The organism is Mesorhizobium shangrilense (assembly GCF_028826155.1).
Lineage (GTDB): Bacteria > Pseudomonadota > Alphaproteobacteria > Rhizobiales > Rhizobiaceae > Arvimicrobium > Arvimicrobium flavum.
This window is the reverse complement of sequence record NZ_JAQGPN010000001.1, coordinates 763,897-787,207: the sequence shown is the minus strand read 5'-3', so window position 1 is coordinate 787,207 and position 23,311 is coordinate 763,897. Positions and strand designations below refer to the sequence as shown.

16 protein-coding genes are annotated in these 23,311 nt (G+C 65.3%); 6 read left to right on the top strand and 10 right to left on the bottom strand.

Going from position 1 to position 23,311, the window contains the following annotated elements; genetic code table 11:
- Positions 1–43 precede the first annotated feature (43 nt).
- Complete coding sequence (locus PD284_RS03885) at positions 44–1,162, top strand: branched-chain amino acid ABC transporter substrate-binding protein (protein ID WP_274626915.1); 1,119 nt, start codon at positions 44–46, stop codon at positions 1,160–1,162.
- Positions 1,163–1,257: 95 nt separating this feature from the next.
- Here the strand turns inward: PD284_RS03885 and PD284_RS03880 are convergent, their stop codons facing one another.
- Together PD284_RS03880 and PD284_RS03875 are read right to left on the bottom strand one after the other, a co-directional pair.
- Entirely contained in the window at positions 1,258–1,647 is a 390-nt protein-coding gene (locus PD284_RS03880; RefSeq protein ID WP_274626914.1) for a YciI family protein, read from the bottom strand.
- A 53-nt stretch (positions 1,648–1,700) separates the two neighbouring features.
- Positions 1,701–3,050: a PQQ-dependent sugar dehydrogenase gene (locus PD284_RS03875; RefSeq protein WP_274626913.1), complete on the bottom strand. Its 1,350-nt coding sequence runs from the start codon at positions 3,048–3,050 to the stop codon at positions 1,701–1,703.
- 127 nt (positions 3,051–3,177) lie between these two features.
- On the opposite strand from PD284_RS03875, the gene pyc reads away from it, so the two are divergent.
- Positions 3,178–6,636, top strand: coding sequence for a pyruvate carboxylase (pyc, locus tag PD284_RS03870; protein WP_274626912.1), 3,459 nt, complete (start codon positions 3,178–3,180; stop codon positions 6,634–6,636).
- A gap of 52 nt (positions 6,637–6,688) precedes the next feature.
- Here pyc and PD284_RS03865 read toward each other — a convergent pair whose 3' ends face one another.
- Positions 6,689–7,597: an SH3 domain-containing protein gene (locus PD284_RS03865; protein ID WP_274626911.1), complete on the bottom strand. Its 909-nt coding sequence runs from the start codon at positions 7,595–7,597 to the stop codon at positions 6,689–6,691.
- Between the two features lie 335 nt (positions 7,598–7,932).
- On the opposite strand from PD284_RS03865, the gene PD284_RS03860 reads away from it, so the two are divergent.
- Complete coding sequence (locus PD284_RS03860; protein WP_274626910.1) at positions 7,933–9,102, top strand: MFS transporter; 1,170 nt, start codon at positions 7,933–7,935, stop codon at positions 9,100–9,102.
- Positions 9,103–9,171: 69 nt separating this feature from the next.
- On the opposite strand, the gene PD284_RS03855 is transcribed toward PD284_RS03860, so the two are convergent.
- The 5 genes from PD284_RS03855 to PD284_RS03835 form a co-directional block, all read right to left on the bottom strand.
- Positions 9,172–9,330, bottom strand: a complete 159-nt coding sequence (locus PD284_RS03855) for a DUF3309 family protein (protein ID WP_274626909.1) — start codon at positions 9,328–9,330, stop codon at positions 9,172–9,174.
- A gap of 106 nt (positions 9,331–9,436) precedes the next feature.
- On the bottom strand, positions 9,437–12,631 hold the full coding sequence (locus PD284_RS03850) for an efflux RND transporter permease subunit (protein WP_274626908.1): 3,195 nt from the start codon (positions 12,629–12,631) through the stop codon (positions 9,437–9,439).
- 18 nt (positions 12,632–12,649) lie between these two features.
- A complete protein-coding gene (locus PD284_RS03845; RefSeq protein WP_274626907.1) occupies positions 12,650–13,786 on the bottom strand; it encodes an efflux RND transporter periplasmic adaptor subunit in 1,137 nt (378 codons plus the stop codon).
- 329 nt (positions 13,787–14,115) lie between these two features.
- Positions 14,116–16,392 (bottom strand): xanthine dehydrogenase family protein molybdopterin-binding subunit, encoded by a 2,277-nt coding sequence (locus PD284_RS03840; RefSeq protein WP_274626906.1) that lies wholly within the window; start codon positions 16,390–16,392, stop codon positions 14,116–14,118.
- A 3-nt stretch (positions 16,393–16,395) separates the two neighbouring features.
- Positions 16,396–16,857, bottom strand: coding sequence for a (2Fe-2S)-binding protein (locus PD284_RS03835; RefSeq protein WP_274626905.1), 462 nt, complete (start codon positions 16,855–16,857; stop codon positions 16,396–16,398).
- A gap of 135 nt (positions 16,858–16,992) precedes the next feature.
- Here PD284_RS03835 and PD284_RS03830 point away from each other — a divergent pair, with 135 nt between their 5' ends.
- The 3 genes from PD284_RS03830 to PD284_RS03820 all read left to right on the top strand — a co-directional run bounded on the left by PD284_RS03830 (position 16,993) and on the right by PD284_RS03820 (position 19,812).
- Complete coding sequence (locus tag PD284_RS03830; RefSeq protein ID WP_274626904.1) at positions 16,993–17,598, top strand: TetR/AcrR family transcriptional regulator; 606 nt, start codon at positions 16,993–16,995, stop codon at positions 17,596–17,598.
- Positions 17,599–17,710: 112 nt separating this feature from the next.
- Positions 17,711–18,961: a flavodoxin-dependent (E)-4-hydroxy-3-methylbut-2-enyl-diphosphate synthase gene (ispG, locus tag PD284_RS03825; protein WP_274626903.1), complete on the top strand. Its 1,251-nt coding sequence runs from the start codon at positions 17,711–17,713 to the stop codon at positions 18,959–18,961.
- A 5-nt stretch (positions 18,962–18,966) separates the two neighbouring features.
- Positions 18,967–19,812, top strand: a complete 846-nt coding sequence (locus tag PD284_RS03820) for a transglycosylase SLT domain-containing protein (protein WP_274626902.1) — start codon at positions 18,967–18,969, stop codon at positions 19,810–19,812.
- 28 nt (positions 19,813–19,840) lie between these two features.
- On the opposite strand, the gene PD284_RS03815 is transcribed toward PD284_RS03820, so the two are convergent.
- Positions 19,841–22,168, bottom strand: coding sequence for a response regulator (locus PD284_RS03815; RefSeq protein WP_274626901.1), 2,328 nt, complete (start codon positions 22,166–22,168; stop codon positions 19,841–19,843).
- 111 nt (positions 22,169–22,279) lie between these two features.
- Entirely contained in the window at positions 22,280–23,197 is a 918-nt protein-coding gene (locus PD284_RS03810) for a polyprenyl synthetase family protein (RefSeq protein ID WP_274626900.1), read from the bottom strand.
- Between the last annotated feature and the right edge of the window lie 114 nt (positions 23,198–23,311).

Genomic DNA, 23,311 nt, shown 5'->3' with positions numbered 1-23,311 from the left:
CACGAAAGCTCGGTTCAGCCCACTCGTACAATGGGAGTCACTAATGAAGAAATCACTGTTGTCCGCAGTTGCCCTGACCGCGCTCGTCGCGTTCGGCGGCACCGCTTGGGCGGACATCCTGATCGGCGTCGCCGGTCCAATCACCGGCCCGAACGCCGCTTTCGGCGCGCAGCTCCAGAAGGGCGCGGAGCAGGCGGCCGCCGACATCAACGCTGCTGGCGGAATCAATGGCGAGCAGATCAAGGTGGTCGTCGGCGACGACGTCTCCGATCCGAAGCAGGGCATCTCGGTCGCCAACAAGTTCGTCGCTGACGGCGTCAAGTTCGTCGTCGGCCACTTCAACTCGGGCGTCTCCATTCCCGCGTCGGAAGTCTATGCTGAGAACGGGATCATGCAGATCTCGCCGGCGTCGACCAACCCGCAGTACACCGAGCGCGGCCTGTGGAACACCTTCCGTACCTGCGGTCGCGACGACCAGCAGGGCATCGTTGCCGGCCAGTACCTGGCGGAGAACTTCAAGGACGGCAAGATCGCGGTCATCCACGATAAGACGCCCTACGGCCAGGGCCTTGCCGACGAGACCAAGAAGGCGCTGAACGGCGCCGGCGTCACCGAGGCGATGTACGAAGGCATCAACGTCGGCGACAAGGACTTCTCCGCCCTCATCGCCAAGATGAAGGAAGCCGGCGTGACGGCCGTCTACTACGGCGGTCTCCACACCGAAGCGGGCCTGATCATGCGCCAGCTGGCCGACCAGGGCCTGAAGGCGACCTTCATGTCGGGCGACGGCATCGTGTCGAACGAGCTTGCTTCGATCGCCGGCGACGCCGTTGACGGCACGCTGATGACCTTCGCGCCGGATCCGCGCAAGAACCCGGCCGCAAAGGACATCGTCGAGAAGTTCCGCGCCGCGGGCTTCGAGCCGGAAGCCTACACGCTCTACGCCTACGCCGCCGTGCAGGTCATCGCGGACGCCGCCAAGGCCGCCGGCGACGTTGATCCGCAGAAGGTCGCGGAAGCCGCCAAGGCCAAGGGTCCGTTCAAGACCGCGATCGGCGACCTCGGCTTCGACGCCAAGGGCGACATCACCCGTCCGGACTATGTGATGTACACCTGGAAGAAGGGCGACGACGGCAAGTACAACTACTTCGAGAACGAATGAGCTGAACTGCCGTTCAAGTGATCAGATGCCCGGCGCTCGCGCCGGGCATTTTTCATTGGGCGTCTGGTCCTTCCCGGCCCACCAGGCCGCGGCGCTCACGCCGGCGACGTTTCGGTCACGGGAAACGGCACGCCAGGCAGGTAGAGCTGGATCGGCCGTATCTCATAGACGGCGCTGGGGTTTGCGCTGCGCAGGTCGCGCGCCGCCGCGATCGCATCCTCCCTGGCCTCGCAATCGAGGACATAGAGGCCCAGGAGTTGCTCCTTGGTTTCGGCAAAGGGACCGTCGAGAACGACGCCGTCTCCTGGCCCGCGCAACGTGCAGGCACTGGTCGTTGCGCCGAGGCGCGCCGCCGGTCCGAGCCGGCCTTCACGCGTCAGCCGTCCATGCACCTCGTGGAGATCCTCCATCAGGGCCCGATCCTCCTGGTCCGACATCGAGGTGATGACGTCTTCGACGTGATACGCCAGAATTGCGTAGAGCATTGCAAAACCTCCTCCATGCTCAATCTTCTCCTCGGCCCCCCCGGCCTGGCTCCTCAGTTCGCGGCGCCGGTCACCCGCCAGATGACGTCGCCGACGTCGTCCGCGACCAGCAGCGAGCCATCCGGCCCGATCGTCACCCCGACGGGCCGACCGTAGGAAGACTTCTCGTCGGGCGAGAGAAAGCCGGTGAGGATGTCGCGTGCGGGGCCGGAAGGTCGTCCGTCGGTGAATGGCACGAAGATGACCTTGTAGCCGCTGAGCGTGCTCCGGTTCCAGGATCCGTGCTGGCCGATCACCATGCCGTCCGGAAAACCGGGCAGCGTGCCGGCCGGCATCCAGCACAGGCCCAGCGACGCAGTATGTCCGCCGAGCGCGAAATCCGGTGTGATCGCTGACGCGACCAGGGCGGCATCCTGCGGCACGCGATCATCGATCGTCTGCCCCCAGTAGCAGTACGGCCAACCGTAAAAGCCGCCGTCCTCCACGGAGGTCAGATAGTCGGGTGGCGTCTCGTCGCCCAGCCCGTCCCGCTCGTTCACGACAGTCCACAACGTGTCCGTCGTCGGCTCCAGGGCAAGGCCGACGGGGTTGCGCAGCCCCGATGCAAAGATGCGGAGCTTGCCGGTGGCGACGTCATACTCGTGGATCGCCGCGCGTCCTTCCTCTGCCTCCATGCCCTGATCGCCGATGTTGCTCAGCGATCCGACGCCGACATAGAGTTTCTTGCCGTCGCGGCTCGGCAGCAGGCTGCGGGTCCAATGTCCACCCGGCTTGAACCCGGCGAGTTTCTTGCCGGTCGTCCGGATCCGCGTGTCCCCATCCATGTAGGAAAAGGCCATCAGACCATCAGTGTTGCCGACATAGAACGTGCCGTCGAGCAGCGCCATGCCGAATGGCTGGTTGAGTCCCTCGAGAAACAGTTCACGCGTCTCGGCCACGCCGTCGCCATCCGCGTCTCGCAGCAGCGTGATCCGGTTCGGGCTGTCGCCGATTGCGGCGGCGCGCTTCATCGTGGTGACCATGGCATAGTCGAAGGCGTTCTTGATGCCGCCCGGGACGCTGAGCGCCTCCGCCGTCAGCACGTCGCCGTTCGGTAGCACCTGAATCCAGCGCGGATGCTTCAGCCCGGTGGCGAAGGCGTTCACCTTGAGGCCGGGCGCGGCTGCCGGCGCTTCCCCTGCCTTCCACCCCCGCGCAGTGGGCATCTTCAACGTCGGAATCCCTTGCGGCTTCGCCTTCGGGATTGACGGCTCAGCGCCGAACGCCGGCTTGACGCGGCGCCCGTCCTGGCCCCGAACGAAGATCAGAACTGCGCCGACCACTGCGACAAGCTGTGCAAAAATGCGTGACACTCCGCTACCCCCTAAGCTGTTCGCGCGCACGCTACACGAACCGACCGCCATTCAAAACCCGCGGCCAGGAGGTCTCGCGGCGACGCCCGGCGCGATCGGGCTGCCATTTTCGTTTGCACTGCACAAATTATCCGCTAATCAAGGGCGAAATCAGCCCACCTTTCCGGAGAGCGCCCGCGTGCCGATCACGAAGATCCTCGTCGCCAATCGGTCTGAAATTGCCATTCGCGTGTTCCGCGCGGCGAACGAGCTGGGGCTCAAAACGGTCGCGATCTGGGCCGAGGAAGACAAATACTCGCTACATCGCTTCAAGGCGGACGAAAGCTATCAGGTCGGCCGTGGCCCCCATCTGGCCAAGGAAATGGGCCCGATCGAGAGCTATCTGTCCATCGACGAGATCATGCGCGTCGCAAGGCTCTCGGGCGCCGACGCCATCCACCCCGGCTACGGCCTTCTCTCGGAAAGCCCGGAGTTCGCCGAGGCCTGCGCCGAAAACGGCATCACCTTCATCGGTCCGAAGCCGGAAACCATGCGCCGGCTTGGCAACAAGATCGCCGCCCGCAACCTGGCGATTGAAGTCGGGGTGCCGGTCATTCCGGCGACCGATCCGCTGCCGGACGACATGGAAGAGGTCAAGAAGCTGGCCGCGGGAATAGGCTATCCCGTGATGCTGAAGGCGTCGTGGGGCGGTGGCGGCCGCGGCATGCGCGCCATCCGCAGCGAGGCCGATCTTGTCCGCGAGGTCACCGAGGGCAAGCGCGAGGCCAAGGCCGCCTTCGGCAAGGACGAGGTCTATCTCGAGAAGCTCATCGAGCGCGCCCGCCACGTCGAGGTCCAGGTCCTGGGCGACACCCATGGCACCGTGGTGCACCTCTACGAGCGCGACTGCTCGATCCAGCGCCGCAATCAGAAGGTCGTCGAGCGCGCTCCGGCCCCATATCTCAGCGACGCGCTGCGCCAGGAACTCTGCGGCTACGCGCTGAAGATCGCCGGCGAGACCAGCTACATCGGGGCGGGAACGGTCGAGTTCCTGCAGGATGCCGACACCGGCAAGTTCTACTTCATCGAGGTCAATCCGCGCATCCAGGTCGAGCACACCGTCACCGAACAGGTGACCGGCATCGACATCGTCAAGGCGCAGATCCACATCCTCGACGGCTTCGCCATCGGCACGCCGGAGTCTGGCGTGCCCGCGCAGAAGGACATCCGCCTCAACGGCCATGCCCTCCAGTGCCGCATCACCACCGAGGACCCCGAGCAGAACTTCATTCCGGACTACGGCCGCATCACCGCCTATCGCGGCGCGACGGGCTTCGGCATCCGCCTCGACGGCGGCACCGCCTATTCCGGCGCGGTCATCACCCGCTTCTACGATCCGCTGCTGGAAAAGGTGACCGCATGGGCGCCCAGCGCCGGCGAAGCCATCGCGCGCATGCATCGTGCGCTGCGCGAGTTCCGCATCCGCGGCGTCGCCACCAACCTGACCTTCCTGGAAGCGATCATCACGCACCGGAGCTTTCACGACAATTCGTACACGACGAAGTTCATCGATTCGACGCCCGAGTTGTTCGAACAGGTCAAGCGTCAGGACCGCGCGACAAAGCTCCTGAACTACCTGGCCGACGTCTCGGTCAACGGCCATCCGGAGACCCGCGGCCGCGCAAGGCCCAATCCCGACGCTGCGGCCCCGGTGATCCCGTGGTTCACCGGATCCATTCCGGACGGGTCCAAGCAGAAGCTCGATGCGCTCGGACCCGCCGCCTTCGCCCAGTGGATGCGCGCCGAGAAGGGCGTGCTGGTGACTGACACCACCATGCGCGACGGGCATCAGTCGCTGCTTGCGACGCGCATGCGCACCCACGACATCGCCCGCATCGCCGGCACTTATGCACGCGCCCTGCCGCAGCTTCTTTCGCTCGAATGCTGGGGCGGCGCGACTTTCGACGTGGCCATGCGCTTCCTCACCGAGGACCCATGGGAGCGTCTGGCCAGCGTGCGCGAGGCAGCGCCCAATCTTCTGCTGCAGATGCTGCTGCGCGGCGCCAACGGCGTCGGCTACACGAACTATCCCGACAATGTCGTGCGCCACTTCGTGAAGCAGGCGGCCGCGGGCGGCATCGACCTGTTCCGGGTATTCGACTGCCTGAACTGGGTCGAGAACATGCGCGTCTCGATGGACGCCGTGCTCGAGGAGGGCAGGCTCTGCGAGGCTGCGATGTGCTACACGGGCGACATCCTCGACCCGGCGCGCGCCAAGTACGACCTGAAATACTATGTCGGCCTCGCCAAGGAACTCGAGGCTGCCGGCGCCCACATCATCGCGCTGAAGGACATGGCCGGACTGCTCAAGCCGGCCGCCGCGCGCGTGCTCTTCAAGGCGCTCCGCGAGTCGACCGACCTGCCGATCCATTTCCACACCCACGACACGTCCGGACTTGCCGCAGCTACCGTGCTCGCCGCGGTCGAGACGGGCGTCGACGCAATCGATGCGGCGATGGACGCGTTCTCCGGCAACACCTCGCAGCCTTGCCTGGGATCGATCGCCGAAGCCCTCAAGGGCACCGATCGCGATCCGGGCCTCGACACCGCCTGGATCCGCAAGATCTCGTTCTACTGGGAGGCCGTCCGCAACCAGTACGCGGCCTTCGAGAGCGATCTCAAGGGACCCGCCTCCGAGGTCTACCTGCACGAGATGCCTGGCGGCCAGTTCACAAACCTCAAGGAGCAGGCGCGCTCGCTCGGCATCGAAACCCGCTGGCACGAGGTGGCGCAGGCCTACCATGACGTCAACCTGATGTTCGGCGACATCGTCAAGGTGACGCCGTCGTCGAAGGTCGTCGGCGACATGGCGCTGATGATGGTCAGCCAGGACCTGACGGTCGCCGACGTCGAGAACCCCGCGCGCGACATCGCCTTCCCGGAATCGGTCGTGTCGATGCTGCGCGGCGACCTCGGTCAGTCGCCCGGCGGCTGGCCCTCCAAGCTCCAGAAGAAGGCGCTGAAGGGCGAGAAGCCAATCACGGTGCGGCCCGGTTCTTTGCTCAAGGAGGCAGATCTCGCCGCCAGCCGCAAGGAGCTGGAGCAGAAGCTCGGCCGCAAGGTGACGGAATACGAGTTCGCCTCCTGGCTGATGTACCCGAAGGTGTTCCTCGACTTTGCCGCCGCCCACGAGATGTACGGCCCGGTCAGCGTGCTGCCGACCCCAACCTATTTCTACGGCATGCAGACGGAAGACGAGATCTTCGTCGACATCGAGAAGGGCAAGACGCTGGTCATCCGCTGCCTGGCGATGACCGACGTGGACGAGAAGGGGATGGTCGCCGTCTTCTTCGAGCTCAACGGCCAGCCGCGCCGCGTGAAGGTGCCCGATCGCGCCCATGGCGTGTCGAACGGCAAGGCGCGCCGCAAGGCCGAAGCCGGCAATGACGCACATGTCGGCGCGCCGATGCCCGGTGTCATCTCGACGCTGTCGGTTGCGGCCGGGCAGGCCGTCAAGGCCGGCGACGTGCTGCTCTCCATCGAGGCGATGAAGATGGAAACCGCCCTGCACGCCGAGCGCGACGGCACGATCGCCGAAGTGCTCGTACGGGCCGGCGACCAGATCGACGCGAAGGACCTTCTGGTCGTCTACGGCTGAACGGACCAGGGCGGCGCTGGCGCCGCCCTTCTTCGGAGGTGGGCGCTATCGGCTACCGCAGGACGAAGCTCTTGTAGATGAAGCCGCGCCTGCCCTGGTAGCTCACCTGGCACCAGTGCTTGCAGCTGGCAGGCGCCTGGATCGACGCGCCGCCGGGTATCGTGACGATCACCTTTGAGCCGTCGGCAGGCCGCGACCGCAGGAAGACGGCGGTCCTCACCCTGGCATTCGACAGACCCGTATCGAAGCCGACGGCCATGGACGTCGGCGCCTTCTCGATCGCGGCGACCTCCATCGGCTCGACTTTCGGGGCCGGATCGGGCTCTTGAATGACGACAGGCGCACCGGCCGGCGTGAGAGCCATCGGTTCGTCTGCAAGCGCTGCCACGCGTGAAAGATCCATGGCGTCGATGCTTATCGGCTCGACTCCGCTGTCGATCCAGCGGGGATCGTTCTTGGTCAGCGGTTCCAGTTCAAGTTCAACATCGCCTTGATCCGGCGCGGTCGCCTCGGCGAGGATGATGCCGGCCGTGCCGCTCGGTTCGACCTCCTGCATCGCGACAGCATCGGGCAGTTCAACATCGGCAGGCGGCGAGGTCGATAGAGCGCTGGATGCTCGAGGAGCCGTCGGCTCGATAGGCATGGCGTCGACGCTTGCCGGCTGTGCGGTCGCCTCGGCCGTCGTGGTGTCGGGCTCCGGAGCTTTTGGGAATGCGGTCGCGACGCTGGCCTGGGCGCGCTCGACGAGTGAGCCGACCTCCGGAAGGCCGCCCTGACGCTGGAACTGAATGACCGCCACGACTGCGGCAATGGACGCAACACACAGAACGGCGGCAAGTCCTAGCGCCTTGAACGGCGAAACGTCCTCCGACAGGAGATTACGGACGCGCGGTGCAGGCCCATCGTCTTGCCACTGAATCACCGTGCGCGGTCGCCGCGCATTTTCAGCGGGGAAACGCATTATGATCCCTCCAGTTGGGCGCTGGTCCTCCCTGCCGCGGGGATGGCTGGTTCCCTCTAAACCGGCCAGCGCTCTCAATTGTAAGCAACTTACTCTTCGCTCCTAGAATCCGACAAGAATGTGGCCAAGGCCGGTCATTCGTTGGGCCATGGGACTCATTTGCGCCCAAATGACTGCGATCCCGTCAGCAGAAGCGCCCGCATTTTGACGCGTTCGACTGCCGATTCCGGGCAAAGAACTGTCTTTCCGCTCACATTGAGCTTGGCTCCGCCGCTGATTGACACGTTGTTGAACCGATTTAGGAATTTGACTGACGACCTCATCGAGATATTCAGATGGACGCCACCAATCATACTGCCAGTGCGCAACGCGGGCGCTGGGCTGTCGCCGCGATGTTCTTCATCAACGGCTTCATAATAGGAAGCTGGTCCGCGCAAATACCCGCCTACATGATGCGTCTCGACATCAGCGAAGCCACATTCGGCCTGCTGATACTCAGCTTTGGACTGGGTGCAGTGAGTTCGATGCCTTGCGCAGGTCTCATCATGGCGCGCGCCGGCTCGCGTCCGGTGGTCCTGCCGCTCGCTTTCCTCGCCGTGTTCGGATTGCCGCTCGTCACGCTGGCTCCGGGCGTGTTCGCCTCCACGGCCGCATTGTTCCTATTGGGGGCCGTCCTCGGCGGCATGGACGTTGCGATGAACGCCAACGCGGTCACCGTCGAACGACGCCTGAAGCGACCCATCATGTCGTCGACGCACGGTTTCTGGAGCTTGGGCGGCTTCGTCGGCAGCGGTATCGGCGGCTTTCTGATCCAGACCCAAGGCTATGCGGTGCACGCCCTGCTGGTGGCAGCGGTGACCGGGATCGTCGTTGCGGTTGCGGCCCCTCATATCGTCGGCGGCGACCGCCCCGCCTCGGCAGAGGGCGGCGGGCGGTCGGCCCTCCCGGTGCTGCCGACGATCTACATGGTGGGCCTGATCGGCATGATCTGCGTCGTCCCCGAGGTGACCTTGCGCAATTGGGCGGCGCTTTTCATGGAACAGGATCTCGGCGCCGATATCGGCGTGGCCGGTCTTGCCTTTGCCCTCTACTCGGGAGCGATGGCGGTCATGCGGTTTTTCGGCGACGGCATTCGTCAGCGCTTCGGAGCGGTGCTCACCCTGCGCGCGTCATGCGTTCTGACGGCCGCCGGAATGCTGGCGGCCTCGCTTTCGCCCTGGACCCTACCGGCCCTGGCGGCCTTCGCGGTCGCCGGGATCGGTGCGGCGAACATGATCCCGATCGCCTTCTCGGCAGCCGGAAACCATGAGGGCATGGCGCCGTCTACCGGGATGAGCGTCGCCACCACCATGGCGTCAACCGGCGTTCTGATCGCACCATCCGTTGTCGGGCTGGTGGCCGAGCACACCGGTATCGGTCCGGTGTTCGCCGGCGTCGCCGCCTTGCTGCTCTGCGCGACGGCGTTCGCATCGGTGGTGCACCGCGCGGATTTCAGACACGCGTGAAAGCCCGCGCGGTCCGGCCAGGAGGTTCTCAGCCCCCGCTGGCCCAGGCGCGGTAGCCCGCCACGTACGTCAGACCCTGCCCATCAGCAGTAGGATGAGAAGCACGACCAGGATGACTCCGGCGATGCCGGACGGTCCGTAGCCCCAGCCACGCGAATATGGCCAGGCGGGAATGGCGCCAAGAACGATAAGGATCAAAATGATAATCAGGATTGTGCCAAGCGTCATAGCGGGTTTCCCTCGCGAAATGATTGCAATGACACAGAAATGCGAAAGCCGGCCCGGAGGTTCCCCGGACCGGCTATGCGGCAGTCGCTGATGACCAGGCGAGCGGTTACTCTGCCGCCTTAGGATAGAGAATCTCGGGCTCGGCCAGCGGTTTGTCGCCGCCCTTGGCCGTCGCCGCGTGCTCCGTCTTGCCGCCGCGGCGTAAAATCCAGTCGAAGAAGCGCTGCACGCGGCCGCGCTCGCCCGGCTTGCGCTTGTCGCGCGTGAAAACCATCAGCATCGAGGGCGTCACGATCAGCGTCAGCACGGTCGCGAAGGACAGGCCGAACACGATGGCCGAGGACAGCGCGATCCACCACTGGGTCGACGGCGCGTTGATCGTGGTCTCCTGGTGGAAGATCTCCAGGCCGAGGCCGAAGGCGATCGGCAGCACGCCGAGGATCGCCGACACCGCCGTCAGCACCACCGGACGCGCGCGCTCGCGGCATGTCTGAAGGACGGCGTCGTACTTGTTCCAGCCCTCCTCGCGAAGCCGGTCGTAGGTGTCGATCAACACGATGTTGTTGTTCACCACGACGCCGGCGAGCGCGATGAAGCCGATGCCGGACATCACGATGACGAAGGTCTGCCCGGTGAGCAGCATGCCGAGCAGCGCGCCGACGATGGCCATCACCACGCAGGTGAGCACGAGCACGACGCTGGTGAACTTGTTGAATTGCGCCAGAAGCACGATGAAGATCAGGAACATCGCCGCGCCAAAGGCATTCGTGAGGAACGCCGCGGCCTCGGCGCTGTCCTCGCTCGAACCGGCGAGCTTCCACTCTACGCCCGGTTTCGCCATCCCGGCGACCACCTTGCTCACCTCGGCCTGCACGGCCGCCACCTGGAAGCCGCTGGCGACGTTCGCCTGGATCGTGATCGTTCGCTTGCCGTCGATCCGGTTGAGGACGCCGACGGTCGGCTCCGGCTTGCGGGTGACGAAGTTCGAGATCGGCACCGACCCGTCGGCCGTCTGGATGCGCAACTGGTCGAGCGCCGCCAGCGTGCGGCGGTCTTCCGGCAGGCGGAGGCGGATGTCGACGGCGTCGTCGGCGCCGGCGGGGCGATAGTCGGTGAGCTTGAGTCCCGTCGTGACGAGTTGCACCACCGTGCCGACCGAGGTGGGTGACACGCCGTACTGCGCGGCCTTGGAGCGGTCGACCACCAGCGCCCAGTCGACGCCGGGCGGCGGCAGACCGTCGGAGAGATCGATGACGCCCGGCACCTTGGCGACCGCAGCCGCGACTTCCTTCGCGTAGTCGTTCAGCCCGGCTGGATTGACCGCCGCGAGCTGCACCTGGATCGGCTTGCCGGTCGGCGGGCCGGCGTCCGGCACGCGCACCTCGACGTCCACGCCGGGGATGCCAGCCATGGCGACGCGCAGGTCGTTAAGGATCTCATGCGCCGATTTGCGCTCGCGCCAGTCGATGAATTCGTAATTGATGACGCCGACCACATCCTCGGGGATATCCTGCCCGCCGCGCGTCTTGCCGACGCGGGCATAGACGTTCTTGATGCCCGGCCAGCCGATGAGGCGCTTTTCGGCCGCGCGCGTGGCGAGGTCCATCTCCTCCAGGGAGAGGTTGCCGCGGGCATGGACGTAGAGAAGGCCGTAGTCGGGCTCCACCTGGGGGAAGAACTCGACCCCGTTGCCGTACTGCGTGTAGGCGTAGAGGCCGCCGGTGAGCAGCGCCACCGTCAACGCGAGCGCGGTGATCGGATAGTGCACCGCCTTCTTGACGATCGCCATGTAGAGGCCGTCGCGGCGTTCCTCCTCGGTGTGCAGCGGCGCCTTGCCGATGAGCGCGCCGATCGAGGGCGCGAAGATCAGCGCATAGGCCATCGACGCCGCCAGCGTCACGATCAGCGTGATCGGCAGGTACTTCATGAAGTCGCCGACGATGCCCGGCCAGAACAGCAGCGGCGAGAAGGCGGCGATGCGGGTCAGCGTCGCGGCGATGACCGGCCCGGCCATGCGCTTGGCGGCTTCCTCGAAGGCCTGCGCCTTCGGCATGCCTTCCGACATGCGCCGCTCCGCATACTCGGTGACGATGATCGCGTCGTCCACGAGCATGCCGACCGCCAGGATCAGCGAGAAGAGCACGATCATGTTGATCGTGTAGCCCATCATCGCAAGCGCCAGGATGCCCATCAGGAAGGAAGCGGGAATGGCAAGGCCGATCAGCATCGAAGCGCGCCCGGACAGCGCGTAGAGGATGACGATGAAGACCAGGATGACCGCGATCAGCACATGGTTCTGCAGGTCGTTGAGCAGCTGGTTGACGAAGGTCGACTTGTCCTGGGTATAGGTCACCTGCAGGTCGGGCATGGTGGCCTTGCTGTCGGCTACGAACTGGTCCGCCACCCGCTTGGCGCCTTCGATGGTCTCGACCACGTTGGCGCCGATGCGTTTCTTCACCTCGAGCACGATCGCCGGCTTGCCGTCCAGCCGCGCGATGGTTTCGCGATCCTCGAAAGTCGCGCGCACCGTGGCGAGGTCGCGAACCCGCACCACGGCGTTCGGTCCGGCGACCACCGGCAGGTTGCCGACGTCCTCCGGCGTCTCGATGAGCGCCGGCACCTTGATCGCATACTTGCCCTCCGACCCCTCGATAGACCCGGCAGCCACCAGGTTGTTGGACTGGCCGATCCCCTGGATCAACTGGTCCATGCGCATGTTGTAGGAGGCGAGTTTCATCGGGTCGATGACCGCCTCGACCATCTCGTCGCGCGCGCCCTGGATCGGCGCTTCGAGCACGCCCGGGACCTCCTCGATGCGATCCTGTAGCACCTTGGCCGCCGCGGTCAGAGCACGCTCCGGGATGTCGCCAGACAGGGTGACGAAGACGACGGGGAATTCCGAGATGTTGACCTCGTTGACCGTCGGCTCCTCGACGCCCACCGGCAAGTCGCGCTTGGCGTCCTGGACCTTGTTGCGGGTCTCGATCAGCGCGTCGCCCAGGTCCACGGAGGGGTCGAACTCGACGATGACGTTCGCGCCGCCCTGGTAGGCGTTCGACTTCATCTCCTTCAGGCCCTTGAGGTTCTTGAGCTGCTGCTCGACTGGCCTGAGCAGCAGGCGCTCGGCGTCCTCCGGCGAGATGCCCTGATAGATCAGGGAGACGTACATGATCGGAATCGCGACGTCTGGCTCCGCTTCCTTGGGAACCGCGCGATACGCGATCGTGCCGGCAATCAGGAAGAACAGCAGCACCGACAAAGTGAGGCGCGCGTTCTTGATCGCGATCTTGACGATATCCATGACGGGGTCCGTCGTTGCTTAATTGGTGCCGGCGGGCTCGCCCGCCAATTTCTTGACCAGTTCCGCATTGGCCTGCACCGGATTCACCTCGTCGCCTTCCTGGACGAGATCCTGTCCGGCCACGATGATGCGTGCGTCTGCGGGGATTCCTCCGAGCACCAGGCCGGACGAGGTGTCATCGACAAGGTCGATCGGGAAGAACACGACCTTGTTGTCCTTGTCCGCTGCACGGATGCCCAGGTCGCCGTGCGAGCTGAGCGTCACCACCGATCTCGGCAGCACGACAGCGTCCTCGGGGGCCGCGCGCAGGGTGATCTCCGCCGTCATCCCGGCAGGGATGCGCAGATCGGGATTGGGTATGGCCACCTCGATGCGGAACGTGCGCGTTGCAGGGGAAGCCTCGCGGCTGATGTAGCGTACCTTGCCCTTGACCGTTTCGCCATTGACCAGGAGCGCCTCTGCATTGTCGCCGCTCTTGATGTGACGCAGGTCGCGCTCGCTGATCTCGCCCTTCACCAGCACCGGATCGAGGCTGATCAGCGTCGCCACCTCGCCGCCTTGCATGACGGAACTGCCCCGCTCCACGGAGACCTTGTCGACCACGCCGTTGAACGGCGCCACTATGCGGTTGCGTTCGAGTTCGGCCTGCGCCTGCTCGAGCTGGCTCTTGGCCTGGGCCAGGGCGGATATCGCGGTGTCCAGCTGCAACTTCGGCAGGTTGCCTGTCTTGGCGAGCTTCTGGGAAGCCTCCAGCTCAGCCTCGCGCTGCTTCACCACCTGCTTCGACATGTCGACCATCGCCGGCTTGTCCTCGGCGCTCAGCATCAGCACCAGGTCGCCGCTCTTGACGTGATCGCCCTGCACGACCGGCAGCTCTTCGATGATGCCTGCGGCGCGTGTTGCCAGAACCGCACGCTTGTCGGCCTCGGTCTGTCCGGAGAGCCGTATGGCGCGCGCGTGCTGGACACGCGGCGGCGTGATGACAGCAACGGTGCGAGGCGCGGCCTTGGCCTGCTCTGCCGCCTGCTCCGCGGGCTTCGCCTCGTTCTCTGCGGAGGCGCTGCCGACCGAGGAGAACTTGCCCGTGCCCATCCACGCGGCAAAAGCGATAAGAACGGCGAGTGCCGCCAGCTTATGAAACCTGAACTTCGGCATTGTCTTTTTCCGGCCCCTGTCCCTCAGGACGAAGGCGTGTTCCCTCTATTTGCGTGGCGATATGGGTGCGCGCAATACTTCGTTCAATGAGTCTTGGTCGCCCGCTCCACGCGAACCGCGCTCATTATCCCAATCGTTCGTTGCACAACAGTCATTAATATTCATGGCTGCATCAATTCTGCGGGCAAGGGAGCGTCACTTGCCAGCGTTAGTTCGGGCGACAAGCACCGCAGCGCAGCGCTGCATCCGCCGCCGGCCAATGCTTTCGCATGACTGTGCGACGACTGGCGAGGCAAATGGCGGTAGCCGTCAGGAGACTTTCCCTCCGTTCATGCGAATGTCACCTCGCGGTCGAGGGGAAGTGTCCGGATGCGCTTGCCCGTGAGCGCGAACACCGCATTCGCGAGCGCCGGGACCGACGGCGGCGTGCCGACCTCTCCGACGCCTCCCATCTTGTGAAAATTCTCCAGTATGGCGACTTCGAAGACCGGGCACTGTGAAATGCGCAGCGCATCCTGATCGTGGAAATTCGACTGTTCGACCATGCCGTCGGCGAACGTGATCTGCTGGCTCATGGCGGTGGACAGGCCGTAGATCGCTCCCGAAATCAGCTGCGCCTCGATGATGCCGGGATCGAGCGCGAGGCCGACGTCGGCGGCGATCCACATCTTGTCCAGCTTGATGCCGGCCGGCGTGTCGGCGATCTCGATGATCTGGCCGACCCAGCTGCCGAACGACAACGTGAAGGCGAAACCCTTGGCCCGACCGGCAGGCAGCGCCTCGCCCCATTTCGCCATCGCGGCCACCTTCTCGACGACCTTCACCGCGGCCGGGAACTGGGACATGAGCTTCATGCGAAGCGCGACGGGATCCATTTTCCCCATCGCGGCGATCTCGTCCATGAAGCATTCGTGGAAATAGCCGTTGTACGAGTTGCCGACCGATCGCAGGAAGCCAACCGGAATGCCCAGCGGCGCGGCAATCGCCGTCACCCGGTAGCTGGGGATCGAGTAGGGCTGGTTATGGGCGCCGTCGGTGATCGTCCGGTCCGGCCCGAGCGGCGAGATCGAAGGGTACCAGCGCTTGAGGATGCTCTCCATCATGGATTGCGCCGCCACGCGCATATCCACGGCCACCGGCAGCCCGTCCTCTCCCAGCCGGGCCCGAAAGCGTCCGACGGCAGCCGTCCGGTAGGCATCGTGGCGGAAATCCTCCTCGCGCGTCCACGTCACCTTGACCGGACGCCCTTCCGCTTCCTTGGCAAGCAGCGTCGCATAGAGCGAATAGTCCAGTTCGCCCCGGCGGCCGAAGCCGCCGCCGAGCGCGGTGGTGTTGACGTTGACCTTCGCCTCCTCGACGCCGGCCAGATCGGCGCAGAAGGAACGGGTCAGCGTCGGCATCTGGTTCGGCGCCCACACGTCGAGCACCCCGTCCTTGAGGCGCGCCGTCGCGTTCATGGGCTCCATCGGCGCGTGCGCGAGATAGGGGACGCGATACTCCGCCTCGATCACGCGCTCCTGCGGAGCGTCCGCGAAAGCCACGTCGACGTCTCCGTCATCACGTAGCGCGGTCCCCTCGCCCTGGGCGGCAGCTTCGGCGATCACGGCGAAAATGCCGTCGCTGTCGGCCGGATATGCGGGCGGGCCCCATTCGACGTCGATAGCTTCTGCGGCCTTGAAGGCCGCCCAGGTGTTTTCCGCGATCACCCCGAAGCCGTGGCCGTAGGTCGTGTCCAGCGACACGACCTTGACGACGCCAGGCATCTTCTCGGCCTTCGAGGTGTCGGCCTTCACCGGCTTCGCCCCGAACACGGGGCTCATCCGCACGGTGCCGTACAGCATGTCGGGAAGACGAACATCGATGCCGAAGATCGGCGCCCCGGTCACCTTGGCGAGCATGTCGACGCGCGGCTGCGATTTGCCGAGCAGCCGCCACTCGCCCTTTTCCTTGAGCCTGACCTCGGAAGGCGGCGCAATCGCCGCAGCGGCCGCCACCACTTCGCCATAGGCGACCGATCGTCCCGACGCCTTGTGAAGAACCATCCCGCCTTCGGTCGTGAGTTCGGCCGCCGCGACGCCGAGCTTGTCGGCCGCCGCTGCGACCAGCACATGCCGCGCGGCAGCGCCCGCGTGGCGCATCTTGTCGAAGGCGTCGCGGATCGAGGTCGAGCCGCCCGTGCCCTGCAGCCCCAGGATCTTGCCGACGCTGCCTAGCGCTGCGCGCGTCGCTTCCGCCATCGCGCTGTCGTCGAAGAAGGCGAACGGACCGCCCTCCTCGAACATCGCAGAGTTGTAATAGGCATAGGACGCCGGGCCGTGCTCGACCTTCACCTGATCGAGGCCCACTTCCAGTTCCTCCGCAACGAGGGCGGCGAGGGTCGTCGAAACCCCCTGCCCCATCTCGGCACGTGGCGCGATGACGGTGATGGTGTTGTCCGGAGCGATCTTCACATAGGGATTGAAGGTTGCCTCGCCTTCGGCGAGCGTGCCTTCCAGCGGGTTTGCGTAGGGTTGCTTGTACCAGTAGTAGCCGACCGCAACCCCTCCGGCGACGGCTGCCGAGCCAAGCATGAAAGCGCGCCGCGTGATCTTGCCCAAGCGCCACATGGCTCAGATCCCTGCCGTCTTCAGCGCCGCCGCCTTGCGGATCGCGGCGCGGATCTTCGGATAGGTGCCGCAGCGGCACAGATTGCCGGCCATTGCGTTGTCGATATCCTCGTCAGTGGGGTCAGGGATCTCGTCGATCAGCGCCGCGGCGCTCATGATCTGGCCCGTCTGGCAGTAGCCGCATTGCGCGACCTGCTCCTCCAGCCAGGCCTGCTGGACCGGATGCAGCTTGCCGCCGGCCGAAAGGCCCTCGATGGTGGTTACCGCGCCCGAAACTTCGCCGACAGGAATGGAACAGGAGCGAACGGGCTGGCCATCGACGTGGACGGTGCAGGCTCCGCACGCTGCGACGCCGCAGCCGAACTTGGGTCCGAGTATCCCCGCCAGGTCCCGCAACGCCCACAAAAGCGGCATTTCGGGATCCGCCTCGATCTCCACAACCTTCCCGTCTACAGTCAGGCGCATGGGATACCCTCATCGACGCCCGGGACCGGACGACAGGTTCTGACACATTGACATTTTCTGTCTTTTTGTCAACAGTGCTGTATCGAGGAGCTTGACGCTCCGTGTGCGGACCGTTGCCCGGGAGAATGGCGCGAATTGACTGCTGACGCTTTGGAGACGGGGTCGGTCGAGGAGGCAAAGCGCACGCGCGTGCTCGACGGCGCGATGAAGGTGGTGTTGGCCTACGGCTATCATCGCACCACGATGGATGACATCGCACGCGCGGCGGAGATGTCGCGGCCGGCGCTCTACCTGCTCTTCCGGAACAAGGCGGACATCTACCGGGCCATCGCCGGTCGCATGTTCGAGCAGTGCACGCGCCATATCGCCGAAGTGCTGGCGGGGCCGGGCACGCTCGGCGAGCGTCTGGCTTCCGCGATCGAATTCAAGATGATCGACATGATGTGCCCTATCGAGACATCGCCGCACGGCGCCGAGCTGCTCGACCTGAAGGGCCAGCTCGCCGGAGATCTGGTCGAGACCTGGAAGAAGGCGCTGGCGCAGCTCTTCTGCGACGCGATCACCGCTGAGACGCGACGCACGCATGTGGTCCTGAAGGAACGCGGCCTGTGCGCCGAAATGCTGGCGGAATTTCTGGTCGACGGCCTGGAAGGCATGAAGATGCGCGCGCCGGACATGGAAAGGCAACGCAATGCGGTCGGCCAGCTCGTCCGTGTCATCGAACTGGCCATCAAGCCCTGACCGTGGCGGTCCGGCGGGGCTCCTCGTCGTGGCGTGACCATCGCGCCCATTGACAAGGCGTGCGCGCTCAGCCACCTCAAAGCCATCATTTCCGTCAAACTGGACGACCGGCATGACCGGATATTTCTCCTCACCCTTTCCCCGCAGGCGCTCGGTGCCTGTCGATGTCGGCGGCGTGATCGTCGGCGGTGACGCGCCGGTCGTCGTCCAGTCGATGACGAACACCGACACCGCCGATATTGACGAGACGGTTGCGCAGGTCGCAGCGCTTCATCGCGCCGGCTCGGAGATCGTCCGCATCACGGTAGACCGCGACGAGAGCGCGGCGGCCGTCCCCGCAATCCGCGAGCGGCTCGACCGGCTTGGCGTCGACGTGCCGCTGGTCGGCGATTTCCACTATATCGGCCATCGCCTGCTGGCGGACCACCCGGCCTGCGCCGAGGCGCTCGCAAAATACCGCATCAATCCCGGCAATGTCGGCTTCAAGGACAAGAAGGACAAGCAGTTCGCCGCCATCGTCGAGATGGCGATCAAGTACGACAAGCCGGTGCGCATCGGCGTCAACTGGGGCTCGCTCGACCAGGCGCTGCTGACCAGCCTGATGGACAAGAATCAGGCTGAGGGATCGCCCCTGACCGCCGAGCAGGTGATGCGCGAGGCGATCGTGCAGTCGGCGTTGCTGTCCGCCGAGGCGGCCGAGAAGATCGGGCTGCCGCGCGAAAAGATCATCCTGTCGGCCAAGGTGAGCCAGGTGCAGGACCTCATCTCGGTTTACACCATGCTTGCCCAACGCTCGGACCACGCCCTCCACCTCGGCCTTACCGAGGCCGGCATGGGCTCGAAGGGCATCGTCGCATCGTCCGCCGCGATGGGCATCCTGCTGCAGCAGGGCATCGGCGACACCATCCGAATTTCGCTGACGCCTGAGCCGCGCGGCGACCGCACGCGCGAGGTGCAGGTGGCGCAGGAACTCCTGCAGACAATGGGCTTCCGGCAGTTCGTGCCGATCGTCGCGGCCTGCCCCGGCTGCGGGCGCACGACCTCGACCGTGTTCCAGGAACTGGCCCAGAAGATCCAGGAGGATATCCGCGTCAACATGCCGGTCTGGCGTGAGCAGTACCCCGGCGTGGAAGAGCTCAAGGTCGCTGTCATGGGCTGCATCGTCAACGGGCCGGGCGAATCGAAGCATGCCGACATCGGCATTTCGCTCCCCGGCACCGGCGAGATGCCGACCGCGCCCGTCTTCATCGACGGCCAGAAGGCGGCCACCCTGCGCGGGCCGTCGATCGCCGAGGATTTCCAGAAGATGGTCGCGGACTACATCGAGCAGCGCTTCGGCCGCGGCAGGGCGGCGGCGGAATAGCCGTGATGCGGGCGACGCTGGCAGCCGGCATCGCCTGCCTGCTTGCCCTGCCCGCGCAGGCGGACCCGCCGAGCGCGCAGCCCAGACCCGTCACGATCGGCCGCATCTGCCACCTGATCGAGACGCATGCCGACGCCAACCGGCTGCCCAGCGATTTTTTCGCCCGTCTCATCTGGAAGGAGAGCCGGTTCGATCCTGAAGCCGTCAGTCCCGTCGGCGCGGAGGGCATCGCGCAATTCATGCCGGGCACCGCCAGGATGCGCGGACTGGCCGACTCGTTCGATGTCGAGCAGGCGATTCCGGCGTCGGCCCGCTATCTCGGCGAGCTGAAAACGAACTTCGGCAATCTCGGTTTGGCCGCAGCCGCCTACAACGCGGGAGAAGCGCGCGTCTCCCGCTGGTTGACCAGCGGCGGCTTTCTGCCGCTCGAGACCGAGGATTACGTGCTCGACATCATGGGCGAGCCCGCCGACAGCTTTTCGACCGCTTCCTATGCCGGCAACGTGCAGCCGCTCGACAGGAAGCTTTCGTTCCGCGAGGCCTGCCGCAAGCTCCCCGTCATCATGGCTGCGACCATTCCGATGGCCCGCATAAACGTCAAGCCGTGGGGCGTCCAGGTGGCCGGCAATTTCCGTCGCGCCGCCGCGATCCGGCAGTGGAGCCGCATCCGCGGGCGGTTCCCTGCCCTTCTGAGCGAATACGAGCCGGTCGTCAGCCGTGTGCGGACGCCGATAGGACGGCGCGGCATCTATGCCGTGCGCATCGGCGTCGACAACCGCGCCAACGCCGACATCATCTGCCAGCAGCTACGTGGCGCAGGCGGCGCCTGCATCGTCGTCCGCAACCGCTGACGCCGCGCATCGCGTTCGCCGCATGGCGTCAGGCCGACTTGGCGACCACGCCATCGGTCATCCAGGCGCTTATCTTGGCGCTCAGTCGATCCGGCGAAATGGGCTTGGACATATAGTCGTCCATGCCGGCTTCGATGCATTTCTCTCTGTCGCCCTTCAAGGCGTGCGCCGTCACGCCGATGATCGGCGTGTGCCATCCCAGCCGGCTTTCATAGGCGCGAATGGCGCGCGTCGCCTCGTAGCCGTTCATCTCGGGCATGGACACGTCCATGAGGACGAGCTTGGGGCGTTGGGCCCGGAACATCTCGAAGGCCGTGCGGCCATTTGCGGCGATACGATGCGTATGGCCAAGCCCATTCAGGATCTGTGCGAAGACGAGCTGGTTCACATCATTGTCTTCGGCGATCAGGATATCCGCGCCCCCGGCCGTCTTTGCCGGTGCCGCCGGTGCAACGTGCGGCGCGGTCGGTACGCGAGCAGCCGCCGGCGGCTGCAGCATCGACAAGATCGCGGGTTCGTGGACGTGCTGTACGGCCACCCTCTTCGACCGCGCCTTCTGGATGGCGGAAACGACCGCCGCCAGCAGGACGGACGATCGCGCCGGCTTGGTCAGTTGCGCGGCGATGCTGTAGTCGAGCACGAGCCGGCTGAAATCCATCTGGTCGACGGAACTGAGCAGAATGATGGGAATGGCGGCGGTCCTGTCGTCGGAGCACATGGCCTTGGCGACGTCGGCTCCGTTCATGCCCGGCATCTGGTAGTCGAGAACGACGCAGTCGACCTGGACGCCCATCTGGTAGGCTCGGTTGAGGAACGCGATGCCCATGGCGCCGCTTTCCGCCGCCGCGCAATCGAAGCCCCAGCTCTTCAACTGCTCGATCAGGATGTCACGGTTCACGGGATTGTCGTCGATCACCAGCACGCGGGCGCCACTCACGTCCAGCGGGACCGGCGCGACGTCTTCGATCGTTTCATGGATGGGAAGTTCCACGGTGAACCAGAAGACCGAACCGCGGCCGATCTCGCTCTCCACGCCGATCTTGCCGCCCATCAGGTCGACCAGTCGGGCGGCAATGGCAAGGCCGAGACCAGTCCCTTCGTGACGGCGCGTCGAGCTGCTGTCCACCTGGGCGAATTTCTCGAAGACGCCCTGAACCTTGTCGGGAGGAATGCCGATGCCGGTGTCCTCCACGCGCACTCTGAGCGCAGTTTTTCCGTCGGCCGCGACGCCGGTGACGTCGATCAGCACATGCCCTTTTTCGGTGAACTTGACGGCGTTGCCGAGCAGGTTCGTGACGATCTGGCGGAACCGTCCCACGTCGCCGACGACGAAACGCGGAAGATGCGGGTCGACGCGGACGACCAATTCCAGGTTCTTCTCGGCGACGCGGGTCGAGATCAGCGAAGCGACATCCTCAACCGCCTCGGCCAGGCGGAACGGCGCTGGATCGAGGGTCAGCTGTCCGGCGTTGATCTTGGAGAAGTCCAGGATGTCGTTGATGATCGTCAGCAACGAGTTGCCGGACTTCACGATGACGTCGGTGAAGGTTTTTTGGCGCGTCGTCAGCTCGGTATTCGCCAAGAGTTCCGCCATGCCCAGGACGCCGTTCATGGGCGTACGGATCTCGTGGCTCATATTGGCCAGGAACTCGGACTTTGCGCGGTCTGCCGCTTCGGCGCGCGCAAGCGACTCTTCGGACTGCTGGAAGGCGCGGCGGATCGCACGCTCCATCGGACGGAACACCATCACGGCGCAGAAGGCGAGCACACTGATCAGCAGCGCGCTGCCCCACAAGAGCAGCCTGTCGTTGCCCCTGTCGGCAAGACGCCGCTCGTTCTCCATGGCGGCGCGGGCGCGCAACAGCATCGGCAGTGCGAACAGCTCGTTCTGGTTGCTGATCTCCCGGAAGATCCATTCGTCGGCCGCGTCCGCCGACGCCAGCCGCTTGAGGTTGCGGACCATATCGCGGGCCGACCAAAGCAGGTCGCCATTGATCGAGGCGGAATCCAGCTCGTCATTGGTCCTTTCGGAGAGCCGCGGGCGCATCGCCTCCACCCGCGCACTCAGGATGCCCATGCTCGTATTGAGGCGCTCGACATGGCCCCAGGCCGCGCTTACCAGCGCGTCGCGCGTGTCCGGCCGCCAGTTCGCCACCGCCTGCTCGGCGAAGTTGGTGGCGCTCTTCAGGTCCCGCACGAGCGTCGAGATGCCGCCGGACAGCCGGTCTATGTCGTGGCGGAAATTGTTGATCCGGTTGAGCGCGTACATCACGCAGCCGGAAGCAAGCGCAAAGATCAGCAGGCCGGTGAGATAGCGACGTCGAATAGAACCGATGAATGGCGAATAGGCCTGCACGCGCACCACCCCGCACCTGTTACGCGCATGTTCGATGGCCGCAGATTAAGTGGGATTAGAATTAATATTTCGTAGCCGTGATTCGCGGAACAACTCGCTTCGGGCGGCCGGTCAGTGTCGCCTGTCCACCACGAAGCGTGCGGCCGACCGCAAGGCTGCGGCTCGTGCGCCGAACGGCTCCAGCAATGATTCCGCTTGGGCCACCAGTCCGTTGAGCTGCGCGCGCGCCCAATCGGCGCCGTGGAGCGCTACCAGCGTTGCCTTTCCTGCAGTCGCGTCCTTGCCCGTCGCCTTGCCCATGGTTTCCGGGCTGGCGGTCAGGTCCAGCAGGTCGTCGGCCAGTTGGAAGGCCAGCCCCAGAGCGGATCCGAACTCCGCCAATGCCTCGCGGTCCGCCGCCGCCGCTCCAGCCACGATGGCGCCCGCCTCGCAGGCGTAGCGAAACAGCGCGCCGGTCTTCATGGCCTGCAGCCGGATGATGCCCGCTTCGTCCGGCTTGACTGTCTCCGCTTCGAGGTCCAGGGCCTGGCCCCCCGCCATTCCGCCAATGCCGGCGGCGCGCGCCAGACCGAGCACGAGCGCGGCCTTGCGTTCCATCGGGATCAGCGTTTCGTCGTCCGCGATCAGTTCGAATGCATAGGTGAGCAGGCTGTCACCGGCCAGGATTGCAGTGGCTTCGTCAAAGGCCTTGTGCACGGTCGGCTGACCGCGCCTCAGGTCGTCGTCGTCCATCGCCGGCAGGTCGTCATGGATCAGCGAATAGCAGTGGACGCATTCCAGCGCGCCTGCGACCCTCAGGGCTGCCGACTTGTCTCCCCGCAAGAGCGCGGCGCTTTCCATGACGAGGAGAGGGCGCAACCGCTTGCCGCCGTTCAGGACGCCATGGCGCATCGCCGCCAGAAGGCGCGTCGGCCGCGCGATCTCGCCTGAGCGCGGCCGCTCGTCCAGCGCGCGGTCCAGAAATCTCTCGACCGCTTCTGCATGCGCCGCCAAGGCCTTCTCGAAGCCGTTTTCCGCCATTTCACTCATGGCCGGCAGCGGTAGCGGACAGTCAGGCGTTGCGCAAGCGAGCGGCTGCCTTTATGCCGAGCTTGAACACGGGACCGGGCATTGACCGAACCGACGATCGAAGCGGAGATCAGG

Excerpts from the sequence above, each read along its gene's own strand:
- PD284_RS03885 (WP_274626915.1), top strand. The coding sequence starts at position 44 with ATGAAGAAATCACTGTTGTCCGCAGTTGCCCTGACCGCGCTCGTCGCG.
- PD284_RS03880 (WP_274626914.1), bottom strand. The coding sequence starts at position 1,647 with ATGCTCTACGCAATTCTGGCGTATCACGTCGAAGACGTCATCACCTCG.
- PD284_RS03875 (WP_274626913.1), bottom strand. The coding sequence starts at position 3,050 with ATGGCGGTCGGTTCGTGTAGCGTGCGCGCGAACAGCTTAGGGGGTAGC.
- PD284_RS03865 (WP_274626911.1), bottom strand. The coding sequence starts at position 7,597 with ATGCGTTTCCCCGCTGAAAATGCGCGGCGACCGCGCACGGTGATTCAG.
- PD284_RS03860 (WP_274626910.1), top strand. The coding sequence starts at position 7,933 with ATGGACGCCACCAATCATACTGCCAGTGCGCAACGCGGGCGCTGGGCT.
- PD284_RS03855 (WP_274626909.1), bottom strand. The coding sequence starts at position 9,330 with ATGACGCTTGGCACAATCCTGATTATCATTTTGATCCTTATCGTTCTT.
- PD284_RS03850 (WP_274626908.1), bottom strand. The coding sequence starts at position 12,631 with ATGGATATCGTCAAGATCGCGATCAAGAACGCGCGCCTCACTTTGTCG.
- PD284_RS03845 (WP_274626907.1), bottom strand. The coding sequence starts at position 13,786 with ATGCCGAAGTTCAGGTTTCATAAGCTGGCGGCACTCGCCGTTCTTATC.
- PD284_RS03840 (WP_274626906.1), bottom strand. The coding sequence starts at position 16,392 with ATGTGGCGCTTGGGCAAGATCACGCGGCGCGCTTTCATGCTTGGCTCG.
- PD284_RS03835 (WP_274626905.1), bottom strand. The coding sequence starts at position 16,857 with ATGCGCCTGACTGTAGACGGGAAGGTTGTGGAGATCGAGGCGGATCCC.
- ispG (WP_274626903.1), top strand. The coding sequence starts at position 17,711 with ATGACCGGATATTTCTCCTCACCCTTTCCCCGCAGGCGCTCGGTGCCT.
- PD284_RS03820 (WP_274626902.1), top strand. The coding sequence starts at position 18,967 with ATGCGGGCGACGCTGGCAGCCGGCATCGCCTGCCTGCTTGCCCTGCCC.
- PD284_RS03810 (WP_274626900.1), bottom strand. The coding sequence starts at position 23,197 with ATGAGTGAAATGGCGGAAAACGGCTTCGAGAAGGCCTTGGCGGCGCAT.